We start from the raw sequence: 10794 nt of genomic DNA on the forward strand, positions 1-10794 counted from the left end.
GGTGCGTGTGTAGTCCATATCGGCAACTCTCCGCTGCGGCGAGTCAGTTGTCCAACAGGTGATCTGGATGAGATTGTGCAGGGTGAGTGATCAATGGAGCGAGGAGGCTCCCACCAGCCGCACGCAACCCGCCGGCCGCACGCACACGTGGCGTCAGGCGCGGAGTGCGGCCTCGAGCTCGGGATCGGTCGGCTCCACCAGGTGGCGTCCATCCGGGAAGACGATCACCGGGATGTTCGTCCGGCCGCTGATCTGCTGGGCGCGGTCCGCCTCCTCGGGACGAGTGACGAGGTCGATGTAGTCGTAGTCGGCGCCGAGTCGATCGAGGAGGGACTTGGAGCGGATGCAGTCGCGGCACCAGTCGGCGCCGAAGACGGTCAGGCGATCGAAGGACGGGGTGGGGGAGGTCATATTTCCATGCTATGCGTGCGCGGCTGCCAGATCGCTGACCCCGGTGGACCCGCCGGAGCCGCCCACCACAAGCGTGGCGCGCGTGCGCGACGCCTCGATGAGCACGGCATTGGCGCCATCGACGTCGCGCGCCCAGGCTGTCGCCGCCTCCGGGGTCCGGCCGTGGCGGGTGTGCCGGTCGACCAGCCGCCGCATCCGCTCCTCCTCCGGCGTCGCCACGAACCAGCTCTCGGCGAGGAGCGACGGGATGCGGGACCACGGATCCGCGTCGACGAGCAGATAGTTGCCCTCGGCGATCACGATTCGGGTCCCGGGCGGAATGGGGATGGAGCCGGCGACCGGCTCGTCGACGGTCCGCTCGAAGGCGGGCGCGTAGACCGGATTCCCCGTCTCGGCGAGGACGCGCTCGAGGAGGGCGACGAAGCCCCAGCCGTCGAAGGTGTCGATGGCGCCCTTGCGGTCGTGGCGCCCGAGCGCATCCAGAGTCGCGTTGGCGAGGTGGAAGCCGTCCATGGGCAGATACACGGCGGTGCCCGGGCCGGCCAGCTCCTCCACTCGGCCGGCGACGGCACGGGCGAGGGTCGTCTTGCCCGAGCCCGGGCTGCCCGCGATGCCCACGATCGCGCGGCCCTCCGCGGGCGCGAGGGCGAGGGCGCGGCGGGCGAGCGCATCCAGATCGGTGGTGGTCACGCATCCATTCTCCCCGCGTCGCGGGTGGTCCGCACACGCGCCGGCCGCGTGCGGCCGCGTCAAGACGTGCGCGTCGCCGTGGCCTCGGTCTCCTCGAGCTCCTCGCGGAGCACCTCGCGCGGCGCGAGCACGACGCTCGGACGCATCCGGGTGAAGCGGACCCGCAGCCCCCGGTACTTCACGAGGTAGAAGACGCCGACGAGCGCGGCCGCGAACCCGCTCGCCGCGCCGACGCCCAGCGCCCAGCGCGGCCCCAGCGTGTCGGCCACCCAGCCCACGATCGGCGCCCCGATCGGCGTGCCGCCCATGAAGATGGCCATGTAGATCGCCATCACGCGTCCACGCAGCTTGGGGTCGGTCGTCATCTGGACCGTGCCGTTCGCGGTGGTCATCAGCGTCTGTGCCGAGACGCCGATCACGATCAGGGCGATCGCGAACAGCCAGTAGCTCGGCATGACCGCCGCCAGCGCGCAGCCGAACCCGAAGAACGCGGCTCCGGCGAACAGCAGCGAGACGCGGGGCCGGTCGCGCCGGGCGGAGAGGAGCGCTCCGACCACGGATCCGACCGCCATGATCGATGACAGGAGGCCGTACTCGCCGGCGCCGCGATGGAACACGCTCACCGACATGGTCGAGATGAAGATCGGGAAGTTCAGGCCGAAGGTCCCGATCAGGAACACCATGACCAGGATCACCAGGATGTCCGGACGACGCCGGACGTAGCGGAAGCCGTCGATCAGGCCACCGCGCGATCGCGTCGCGCGCTCGGTCCGGTACAGCTTGTCGCGCCGCAGCATGGCCAGCGACAGCAGCACGGCGCCGAAGGTCGCCGCATTGATGAGGAACACCCAGCCGGCGCCGACAGCCGCGGTCAGGAGGCCGGCCACGGCCGGGCCGATCAGGCGGGCGACGTTGAACGAGGCGGAGTTCAGCGCGACGGCGTTGGAGAGGTTGGGCCCGGCGACGAGCTCCGAGACGAAGGTCTGACGCGCGGGGGCATCGAACGCGGCGACGACGCCGAGCACCAGTGCGAACAGGTACACGTGCCAGAGCTGCACGGCTCCGCTCACGGTGAGGATGCCGAGGCCGAGACCCAGAGCGCCCATCGCTCCCTGAGTGAACATGAGCAGTTTCCGCCGGTCCAGGTGGTCGGCCGCCCATCCCGTCACCGGCAGCAGCAGGAGCTGCGGCGCGAATTGCAGCGCCATGACGAAGCCGACCGCGGACGCGTTGTTGTGGGTCAGCTGGGTCAGGACGATCCAGTCCTGTGCCGTGCGCTGCATCCACGTGCCGACGTTGGAGACGATGGCGCCGCCCGCCCAGATGCGGTAGTTGACCCCGGCGAGGGAGCGGAACATGGCGCTCACGATTCGGCCAGCTCCCGGATGATGTCGGCGGCCTGAGCGAGGATCGCCCGCTGCTCGGGGGAGAGGGTGCGCAGGCGCTGGTGCAGCCAGGCGTCGCGCCGCCGGCGGGTCTCGGCGACCAGCTCGACGCCGCGCTCGGTCGGCAGGACGACGACCTTGCGGCCGTCGGCCTGGTCGGCCGTCCGCTCGACGTAGCCGGCCTCCTCCAGGCGGTTCACGGTGCGGTTCATCGACGGCGGCGTGACGCGCTCGTACTCGCTCAGGCGGCCGATCGTGCCGGGCCCCTCGCGCACGAGGTACGCGAGGATCGCCGTCTGCGAGTCGCTGAGCTCGTGGTCCTCCTTCTCGGCGCGGAGCCGGCGCGACAGCCGCGCCACCGCGATGCGGAGAGCGGTGCTGAGGTCGTGCGTCGACAGCCGTCCGTTCATGAATAGTTAGCCTAACAAATTAGGTTGGCTAAATAAACCCCCGAAGTGCCCGGCGTGCGCCAGAATGAGCCCGTGCGCAGCGAACAGGGCCGGACCTTCGAGGACGACGACGGCGTCCGCGTGTACTTCGACGTCTATGCTCCGCATCCCGAGGGGACGCGGCCCGCGGCCGCCGTCCAGCTCGCGCACGGGGTCGGGGAGCACGCCGGCCGCTACCGGGAGCTCGCCGAGCACCTCGCCGCCGCAGGGTTCGCCGTGTACGCCGACGACCACCTCGGCCACGGACGCACCGGGATGGAGCAGTGGGACGGCGACGCCACCCGCCTCGGACGGCTCGGCCCCGGCGGCCTCCGTGCGGCTGTGCGGGATGTGCACGCGTTCAGCGGACTCATCCGCCAGGAGAACCCCGACCTGCCGCTCGTCTTCGTGGGTCACAGCTGGGGGTCGCTGATCGGGCAGCTGCTGCTCAACCGGTACAGCGACGAATACGACGCCATGGTGCTGTCGGGCACGGCCTACCGGATGCTCGGCTCTATGAACGGCGGAGACCTCAACAAGCGCCACGCCCACCTCGGCACCACGGGTGCGGAATGGCTGAGCCGCGACCCCGCGGTGGCCCAGGCGTTCGTGGACGACCCGCTCACCACGCTCACCCCCCTCCAGAAGCTGTTCGGGACGGTGGATGCGGCGCGGCTGCTCGGGCGGCCGGCCCGCCGGCTCGCGCACGACCTGCCGGTCCTCATCCAGGTGGGATCCGACGATCCCCTGGGCGGACCGGTCAGCGCCCGGCGCCTGGAACACGCCTTCCGGACGCGCTCCGGCCTCTCGGACGTGACCACGATCGTCTACGAGGGCGCCCGCCACGAGGTCTACAACGAGACCGACCGCGCAGAGGTCTACGCCGACCTCACCGCCTGGCTCACCGCCCGTTTCCCCTCCCGCGTGTAACCCCCCACCGTCGAGTACACGAAGATTGCACGTTTCCGGGGGTCAGAACGTGCAATCTGTGTGGACTCGATGGTGGGGCGGAGGGGACTTAGGGTGGGGATATGCATGGTGAGTACAAGGTCCCCGGGGGAAAGCTCGTCGTCGTGGATCTGGAGATCGTGGAGGGGCGGATCGCCGACTTCCAGCTCGCCGGCGACTTCTTCCTCGAACCCGACAGTGCGCTGGAGGCCATCGACGCCGCTGTGAACGGGCTGCCGGCCGAGGTGGATGCCAAGACCATCGCCGCGGCGGTGAAAGAGGCCCTCCCCGCGGGCGCCTCCCTGCTGGGCTTCTCGCCGGAGGCGGTCGCCGTGGCCGTCCGCCGGGCGCTCGCCAAGGCGACCAGCTGGCGCGATTACGACTGGCAGATCGTCCACGCCAAGGCCGTGTCGCCGCAGCTGCACCTGGCGCTGGATGAGGTGCTCGCCAACGAGGTCGGCGAAGGACGCCGTGGTCCGACGCTGCGGATCTGGGAGTGGGACGAGCCCGCCGTCGTCATCGGCAGCTTCCAGTCGGTCAAGAACGAGGTCGACCCCGAGAACGCCGCGAAGTACGGCATCCAGGTGGTCCGGCGCATCTCCGGCGGCGGCGCGATGTTCATGGAGGCCGGCTCCGTCGTCACCTACTCCATCTACGCCCCGGCGGACCTCGTGCAGGGGATGAGCTTCGCCGACAGCTACGCCTTCCTCGACGAGTGGGCGATCATCGCTCTGAAGTCGCTCGGCATCGACGCCGTGTACCAGCCGCTCAACGACATCACGAGCCCCACCGGCAAGATCGGCGGCGCCGCCCAGAAGCGTCTCGGTTCCGGCGCCGTACTGCACCACGTCACCATGAGCTACGACATGGACGGCCAGAAGATGACCGAGGTGCTCCGGATCGGCCGCGAGAAGATCAGCGACAAGGGCATCACCAGCGCGGCCAAGCGGGTGGACCCGCTGCGGAGCCAGACCGGACTCAGCCGGTCCGAGATCATCGACCGGCTGAAGCTGACGTTCACGAACCTCTACGGCGCCACCGAGGGCGATATCACCGACGCCGAATACGCCGAAGCCGACAAGCTGGTGGCCGAGAAGTTCGCCACCGAGGAGTGGCTCTACCGCGTTCCCTGAGGGAGATACTCGGGCGCCCGCGGCATCCACCGGCACCGGCATCCACCCAGGAAGCCCACAGGTCCTCCGGTACCCTGGAGGGCGTGAATTGGTGGGTGGTGGGGATCGTGGCGGCGTTCGCCGCCGCCATCGTCGTCGCCGTGAAGCTCGGCTGGATCGACCTGTCGAACAAGGCGCAGCGCGGGTCCGGATCCCTGAGCGGCGCCCTCGGGGGACCGCTGGACGAGGTGTTCGCCCCGACCCGTCACGAGGCCCAGCAGGAGCTGGACCGCCAGTCCTTCCTGCCTGCTCCCGCGCCGCTGCCGGGCGACCGCGGCGAGAGCGGCTTCGAGGGCGGCAAGATCACCCTCGACCTCGGTGTGGCGGGCCAGGGCCAGCGCGCGGAAGGCCGCGCGCCCAGCGAGGACGGTCGCGCTACCGCTTCTGCAGGTCCGCGTAGCCGGGATGCTCGCTGAGCCACCTCCGCACATAGGGGCAGGAGGCGATCACCCGCCGTTCGGAGTGGTCGCGCACGTCGACGAGGGCCGTCTGAACGAGAGTCGACGCCATCCCCTTCTCGCGCTTCTCCTCATCGATCTCGGTGTGGGTGAACACGATGGCGTCGTGCCGTAGGTCGTACTCGGCGACGCCGATCACCTCGCCGTCCTGCAGCAGGGCGTAGCGGGACCGGTCGGGCTGATTCTCCACGCTCAAGCTCATGCGTAAACGCTACTCCGTCAGCAAATCGCACCCTCCGACGTCTTCAGAGAGTGACGGCGATCCTGTCGTCCTTCTGAGACGAGGAGTCGCCCGTGCCGAGCAGCGTCGCTGTCCTCCTCGGTAGTCGCTCAGTAGTTTCGCCGTTCCTGCGGCCGGACCGCGGATCCGAGTCTGAGGTCAACGATTCGGACCCTTTCGAATCGGACACCGACCGAGGAGAGACGATGACCGCCATCACCGTGCGTCCGACCGACCTGGAGCTCGTCCACCGCGTCCGTGGGGGCGACAACGCGGCCCTCGGCGAGCTGTGGAGTCGCTACCAGGGCTGGGCGCACCGGGTGGCACGCGGCACCACGACGCGCTTCGACGCTCAGGACATCGTGCAGGAAGCGTTCACCAAAGTTCTCATCGCGCTCACCAACGGCAAGGGGCCGACCCGCGGGTTCGGCAACTACCTCGCCGTCGCGGTCCGGACGGTCGCCGCGACCTGGGGCGTCCGGGAAGCGCGGCTCGCGCTCGTGCCCCTGGAGGACGACTCCGCCGTCGGATCCAACGAGTTCGAGGTCGCCGACCTCGGAGACCTCGAACAGCCGTTCCGCTCGCTGCCGGAGCGCTGGCGGCGCGTCCTGGTGCTGACCTGCCTGTACGAACTGCCCGTCGGCGTGGTGGCCGAGCACATGGGGATGACGGCAGGGGCGGTCAGCGCGCTTGCCCTGCGGGCGAGGAAGGGCCTTCGTGAGGCACTGATGACCGCGCGCGAGGGCCTGGTTCTCGCCGCCTGAGTGTCCGCCCCGGAGGGCGCGTGCGCCAGCGGCGCCCTCCGGGTGAGCGGTCCCCAAGGGGGCGGTCACCGCCGGGTCGGGTGCTCGCGGTACCAGAGCGCCAGCTCGGTCCGTGAACGCAGGCCGAGTTTGACGAGCGCGTTCTGCACGTGCGTCTCGATGGTGCGGATGGACACGAAGAGTCGGCGAGCCATCTCCTTGTTCGACGCGCCGTCCGCTACGAGGGTCGCCACCTGGGTCTCCCGCGGGGTCAGCGGGGAGGCGCCGGGCACGGACGGCACGCCGGCGCGACCATGCGCCTCCACGATGTGGTGCAAGGCGAATTCGATGCTCTCGCCTTCGCTGAGTGCCGCCCCGTATCCGGATGCACGGTCGAAGGCCGGGTCGCCGAGGCGATGGCGCACCGCCCGCTCGGTCCGGTCGCGGTCGTGGAAGTACGGAGGGTAGTTGCCACGGAGTGCGCCCGCCTCGCGCCAACGGGCCGCCGCCGCGCCGAGCAGGCGGGCGCTGCGAACGGGATCCGATCGCTCCCTGGCGACGTCGGCGAGCAGTTCGAGCGCTTGTGCGACGCCCAGACCGTTCCCCAGTCCCCGCTTCAGCACGAGCGCCTCCCGCGCCGCTGCCTCGGTGGTCTCGTAGTCCCCGGCAGCGGCAGCCGCGGTCGCACGCGTCGTCAGCAGGAACGACCGCTCGAACCGGTCTCCCACGGCCACGGCCCGCTCCACGATCGCAGCGCCGACGGCGTCCGCGGCGTCCGTGTCGCCGAGCGCGTACAGCCGCGCCGCCAGCCGCTGCGGAACGTTCATCGGGCCGAATCGGTAGGCATCCTCGCCCAGTTCGTCCAGGAGGCTGCGCAGGAGGATCGCCGCTTCACCGTCGTCGCGCTCGAGCGTCTCCGCGGCGCTGCGGACGGCCGCGTCGCACGTGCGAGCGATGTCGGGATCGTCGGCGGAGAGGAGGATGTCGCGTGCGGCCGCGGCCTGCTCCAGCTCGGTGGTCGCGAGTCCCGGCTTCCCGCTCTGGCCGAAGATCGCCGTCCGGAGAGCGTGGCCCAGAGCCGCCCAGTGCGGCGACGGGGTGCCGGTCTGCAGCGCCATCGCGACCCAGGTCGCCAGCTCGTCCTCGCTCCCATGAATCTGGAACGCCTGCCGCCACCCGGTGACGACCACCTCGACGGCGCGGTCGGTGTCCCCGAGCGCCGCAGCCGTCTTCACCGCGCGCCGGATGTTCGGGATGTCGCCACGCAGGCGGCGCAGGATCTCCGCCTGCCGGCCCGAGAACCAGTGGTCCTCCGCATCGTGCAACCGCTGAATCATGCAGGTCACGAAGTGTCGCCGGACCTCCGCCGGATTCTGCAACCGCTCCTCGCCGAACTCGCGGAGCGCGGGCAGCAGCTCATACCGGACGCCGCCCTCGAGACGCCGGCGGTGAACGATCGAGCGCCGGATCAGCTGCTTCACGACGGCCGTGGCAGAATCCGGCTCCGAGACGCTCAGCGCTGCCATCGCTTCACCCAGTTCCAGGTCCCAGCCCGGAGCGAGCACCGAGAGATCGGTCCAGACCCTCCGCTCGGCGGCGTCGCATCGCTCCCAGCTGTCCTCCACAGCCGCCCGGAGGGAACGGTAGGCGGAGCCCGACGGCTCCAGGGCCCGCAGCTGGCGGCCCATCCGCTTGGCGAGCGTGCGCACATCCAGGAACTGCAATTGCGCGGCCGCCAGTTCGATCGCCAGGGGAACGCCACCGGTCGCCGCGCAGATCCGGATCACCTGCGGCAGAGTGCCCTCCTCGACGGCGAAGCGGGCATCGGCGGACGCGGCGCGGTCGGCGAACAGCCGCACGGCGTCGCTCGATGCGGTCAGGTCGCGAGCGCCGAGCGGCCCGATGGCGACGAGGGCATTCCCGGCAGAGGCGATCGGCTCCCGTCCGGTGACGATCAGCCGGGCCCCGGGGCAGGAGGTGAGGAGCACATCCACGAAGGCGGTCGTCTCAGCGACCGCCTCATCCACGTCGTCCAGCAGCAGCACGCAGTCACTCTCGCCGATCGCGGTGGTGATGGCGGACAGCGCATCCTCACCGCTGTCGACCTTCAGCTCGTGAGCGACGGCTGCGGCGACCTGGCCGCCGCTGCCGCGCACATCCACGTACCAGACGCCCGAGACCGACCGCTTCAGCGACTCGGCCGCAGCGATGGCGACGCGGCTCTTCCCCACGCCGGCCGCACCCGTGATGGTCACGGCACGGGCGGAGGTCTGCAGGAGCCGCCGGATCAGCGAGAGCTCCTCCCGCCGGCCGATCAGGGAGTCGAGGCGCACCGGAAGGCCGGGCGCCGAGGTGGATGCATCCCCGATCATCCCCGAACCTCCCGTTCGGCGTCATAGGAGAGCGAATCCTGAGTCCTACTAGTCGGAAGCTTCTTCGGGCAGTGGCTTCTCTTAAGGGGTGGAGGGCACCGGCGCGTTCGGGTTCGCTCGGGAATCGCCCTCCACCCTTTTCCGTCTTCTCACCGAGGCCACTCGTGCGCCGTTAGGCGACTGCCGGATCGTCCCCTCCGGCGAGACACATCGTGCACCTGCGTCGGCCTCACGCACTAGACGATCTTCCCGCCGCCGGCTCAGCTCGGTCCCCACTCGCGCCGAGTGGTCGGGTCCACCGACGCGGTAGGCCACTCCAGTTCGACCCGCGAGCGCAGGCGGACCCGGACGACGTCACCGATCTGCTCCACCCGCTCGACATCGGGGTGAGTGAAGACCCGTTCCCAGTGCCGCTGTCCCGATTCCGGAGGGCGGCCCGTGTCATCGGTCATCGCATCCACCTCTTCCCCAGCCATCACGATGAGCGAACAGCAGCTAGCTTGACGAGGCAGGGCGCCGCTTGGCTAGAGACGCGTGACCTTCAGGAACCGGAGAGTTCCGTGGTGAGGTACCGGTACATGGCTTCGCGGGGCCAGTCGTCTGCTGCGACGAGCTCATAGACGTCCATGGCGCCGGGGTCGGAGTCCGTTGGAACGCGAATGCGCACGGGCGGCCGCTCGGCGAGGATCGGGAGTTCGATCGGCCGATCGAGCGAGGGGGTCGCAGGGTGCACGAGGAATGCCGTGAACGTCTCCTCGCCCGAATACATGCATTCACATTACCGGCGGCGTTGCGGCGACGAGGGGCATGGCGCGGGCCGGCGGCCGAATTCACCCTCGGTATGAGGTCGCAGCGGAGCCATCAAACCGTACGTTGCACGCCGGTCGCGACCTTGAAGCGGTCGATGATGCGGTAGTTGTCTCCGGGACCCGCCTCCTCGACGCGAACCGTGTCGTAAACGCGGAAGTCGAGCGTGCGCAGCTCACGGAGCCGCAGGGCGCGCTCCGTGAGGAGCGCTGAGCGCAGTGGGGAATCGGGGTCGCGTGGGATGAGGGGCGTGACCAGTTCTCCCCGCCAACCGTCCGTGTGTGCAATGACGAGCCGCGCCGCATGCTCGCGCGGATCCCGGCGTGTCGCGATCATCTCAGGGTCTCGCTTCTCGTCGGTTCTTTCCCATCGTGTGATCTTCGTTTTCCTGGCGTTCCTGGCGTTCCCGGCGTTCCTGCCCGGATCGGTGGAGCGGCCCGGCTGTCCCGCTACCCGACGGGACAGGCCGGACCGCTCCACGTCGGAGTTCCCCAGAGAAGGGGTCCCTCCTGGTGAGAGAACGAAGCCCGAAAACGCTCTCTCACGTGATGAAGACGTTGGCCGGAGCGGATGATGACGCGACGTCATCCACCGCACAGGGACCACTGCGATCGGATCTGGTCAGGGGACAGAGCCGTGCCGTAGACGGCGGCGTAGGCCAGACTGCCGGTGAACTGGTATCGGCTCGGAGTGCCGGGTCCCCAGTCGGCGAGGCTGTCGTAGCCGACGCGCCAGAACCCCGCGAAGTCTTCGCCGTGAGTCACCGTCGCGTCGCGGGCGACCAGCTCGCCGTCGACGTAGAGCGCCATCCCGTCGTTCGAGAGGGTGGCCGTGGCCTGGTGCCAGCGGCCGTCGCTGTACGACCGGCTCGACTCGATGGTGTGCACCGCCTCGGGGAAGACCCCGAACACCAGCCTGCCGTCATCTGTGAGGAACAACTGGCGGTCGTGAAAGAGCGAGGGCCCTCTGGGCGACGAGCTGAACCCGAGGAGGCGCCCACCTCCCACCGCGGTCGTGAACCAGATCTGGATGCTGAAGACGTCGGTCGCCGGTCGGTAGGAGCTGTCGGTGAGCGACCAGCCGGCCTCACTCGGGGAGCCGGCGTACTTCGCGGTGCCGCCGTGCACGAGGTCGGTGGCGACCGTCGAGCCTTCCGGGTC

14 protein-coding genes are annotated in these 10794 nt (G+C 69.8%); 4 read left to right on the forward strand and 10 right to left on the reverse strand.

What is annotated here, in order from left to right; genetic code table 11:
* Window positions 1–153: 153 nt before the first annotated feature.
* Genes ACPYOG_RS16945 through ACPYOG_RS16960 form a run of 4 tightly spaced genes read right to left on the reverse strand, consistent with a single transcriptional unit; the run spans window position 154 to window position 2896 of the window.
* Window positions 154–411 (reverse strand): glutaredoxin family protein, encoded by a 258-nt coding sequence (locus ACPYOG_RS16945; protein ID WP_481295337.1) that lies wholly within the window; start codon window positions 409–411, stop codon window positions 154–156.
* A 9-nt stretch (window positions 412–420) separates the two neighbouring features.
* Window positions 421–1101 (reverse strand): nucleoside/nucleotide kinase family protein, encoded by a 681-nt coding sequence (locus ACPYOG_RS16950; RefSeq protein ID WP_481295338.1) that lies wholly within the window; start codon window positions 1099–1101, stop codon window positions 421–423.
* Between the two features lie 59 nt (window positions 1102–1160).
* The gene (locus tag ACPYOG_RS16955) at window positions 1161–2459 is read right to left on the reverse strand and encodes an MFS transporter (RefSeq protein ID WP_481295339.1); all 1299 of its coding nucleotides are present in this window, start codon (window positions 2457–2459) and stop codon (window positions 1161–1163) included.
* A gap of 5 nt (window positions 2460–2464) precedes the next feature.
* Window positions 2465–2896 carry a MarR family winged helix-turn-helix transcriptional regulator gene (locus ACPYOG_RS16960; RefSeq protein WP_481295340.1) on the reverse strand — a complete coding sequence of 144 codons (432 nt, stop codon included), beginning with the start codon at window positions 2894–2896 and terminating at the stop codon, window positions 2465–2467.
* 72 nt (window positions 2897–2968) lie between these two features.
* Between ACPYOG_RS16960 and ACPYOG_RS16965 the strand changes: the two genes are divergently transcribed.
* The 3 genes from ACPYOG_RS16965 (at window position 2969) to ACPYOG_RS16975 (ending at window position 5450) form a co-directional block, all read left to right on the forward strand.
* On the forward strand, window positions 2969–3844 hold the full coding sequence (locus ACPYOG_RS16965; RefSeq protein WP_481295341.1) for an alpha/beta fold hydrolase: 876 nt from the start codon (window positions 2969–2971) through the stop codon (window positions 3842–3844).
* 101 nt (window positions 3845–3945) lie between these two features.
* Complete coding sequence (gene lplAB / locus ACPYOG_RS16970) at window positions 3946–4995, forward strand: lipoate-protein ligase LplAB (RefSeq protein ID WP_481295342.1); 1050 nt, start codon at window positions 3946–3948, stop codon at window positions 4993–4995.
* A gap of 83 nt (window positions 4996–5078) precedes the next feature.
* Entirely contained in the window at window positions 5079–5450 is a 372-nt protein-coding gene (locus ACPYOG_RS16975) for a hypothetical protein (protein WP_481295343.1), read from the forward strand.
* Here the strand turns inward: ACPYOG_RS16975 and ACPYOG_RS16980 are convergent.
* On the reverse strand, window positions 5410–5694 hold the full coding sequence (locus ACPYOG_RS16980; RefSeq protein ID WP_481295344.1) for a GNAT family N-acetyltransferase: 285 nt from the start codon (window positions 5692–5694) through the stop codon (window positions 5410–5412). The two genes, ACPYOG_RS16975 and ACPYOG_RS16980, sit on opposite strands and share 41 nt — an antisense overlap.
* A 224-nt stretch (window positions 5695–5918) precedes the next feature.
* On the opposite strand from ACPYOG_RS16980, the gene ACPYOG_RS16985 reads away from it, so the two are divergent.
* Window positions 5919–6476 carry an RNA polymerase sigma factor gene (locus tag ACPYOG_RS16985; RefSeq protein ID WP_481295345.1) on the forward strand — a complete coding sequence of 186 codons (558 nt, stop codon included), beginning with the start codon at window positions 5919–5921 and terminating at the stop codon, window positions 6474–6476.
* Between the two features lie 65 nt (window positions 6477–6541).
* Here ACPYOG_RS16985 and ACPYOG_RS16990 read toward each other — a convergent pair whose 3' ends face one another.
* The 5 genes from ACPYOG_RS16990 to ACPYOG_RS17010 form a co-directional block, all read right to left on the reverse strand.
* On the reverse strand, window positions 6542–8827 hold the full coding sequence (locus tag ACPYOG_RS16990) for a LuxR C-terminal-related transcriptional regulator (protein ID WP_481295346.1): 2286 nt from the start codon (window positions 8825–8827) through the stop codon (window positions 6542–6544).
* A 260-nt stretch (window positions 8828–9087) separates the two neighbouring features.
* Window positions 9088–9279: a hypothetical protein gene (locus tag ACPYOG_RS16995; protein WP_481295347.1), complete on the reverse strand. Its 192-nt coding sequence runs from the start codon at window positions 9277–9279 to the stop codon at window positions 9088–9090.
* Window positions 9280–9368: 89 nt separating this feature from the next.
* A complete protein-coding gene (locus tag ACPYOG_RS17000; protein WP_481295348.1) occupies window positions 9369–9596 on the reverse strand; it encodes a hypothetical protein in 228 nt (75 codons plus the stop codon).
* Between the two features lie 92 nt (window positions 9597–9688).
* The gene (locus ACPYOG_RS17005; RefSeq protein ID WP_481295349.1) at window positions 9689–9970 is read right to left on the reverse strand and encodes a hypothetical protein; all 282 of its coding nucleotides are present in this window, start codon (window positions 9968–9970) and stop codon (window positions 9689–9691) included.
* Window positions 9971–10218: 248 nt separating this feature from the next.
* A partial coding sequence (locus tag ACPYOG_RS17010; protein ID WP_481295350.1) for a LamG-like jellyroll fold domain-containing protein occupies window positions 10219–10794 on the reverse strand: 576 nt, incomplete at its 5' end.

This window comes from Leifsonia sp. HAY1-4F (assembly GCF_056755275.1).

What these genes read in the sequence shown, in the direction of transcription:
- ACPYOG_RS16945 (WP_481295337.1), bottom strand. Translation starts at nt 411, where the DNA reads ATGACCTCCCCCACCCCGTCCTTCGATCGCCTGACCGTCTTCGGCGCC.
- ACPYOG_RS16955 (WP_481295339.1), bottom strand. Translation starts at nt 2,459, where the DNA reads ATGTTCCGCTCCCTCGCCGGGGTCAACTACCGCATCTGGGCGGGCGGC.
- ACPYOG_RS16960 (WP_481295340.1), bottom strand. Translation starts at nt 2,896, where the DNA reads ATGAACGGACGGCTGTCGACGCACGACCTCAGCACCGCTCTCCGCATC.
- lplAB (WP_481295342.1), top strand. Translation starts at nt 3,946, where the DNA reads ATGCATGGTGAGTACAAGGTCCCCGGGGGAAAGCTCGTCGTCGTGGAT.
- ACPYOG_RS16980 (WP_481295344.1), bottom strand. Translation starts at nt 5,694, where the DNA reads ATGAGCTTGAGCGTGGAGAATCAGCCCGACCGGTCCCGCTACGCCCTG.
- ACPYOG_RS16985 (WP_481295345.1), top strand. Translation starts at nt 5,919, where the DNA reads ATGACCGCCATCACCGTGCGTCCGACCGACCTGGAGCTCGTCCACCGC.
- ACPYOG_RS16990 (WP_481295346.1), bottom strand. Translation starts at nt 8,827, where the DNA reads ATGATCGGGGATGCATCCACCTCGGCGCCCGGCCTTCCGGTGCGCCTC.
- ACPYOG_RS16995 (WP_481295347.1), bottom strand. Translation starts at nt 9,279, where the DNA reads ATGACCGATGACACGGGCCGCCCTCCGGAATCGGGACAGCGGCACTGG.
- ACPYOG_RS17000 (WP_481295348.1), bottom strand. Translation starts at nt 9,596, where the DNA reads ATGTATTCGGGCGAGGAGACGTTCACGGCATTCCTCGTGCACCCTGCG.
- ACPYOG_RS17005 (WP_481295349.1), bottom strand. Translation starts at nt 9,970, where the DNA reads ATGATCGCGACACGCCGGGATCCGCGCGAGCATGCGGCGCGGCTCGTC.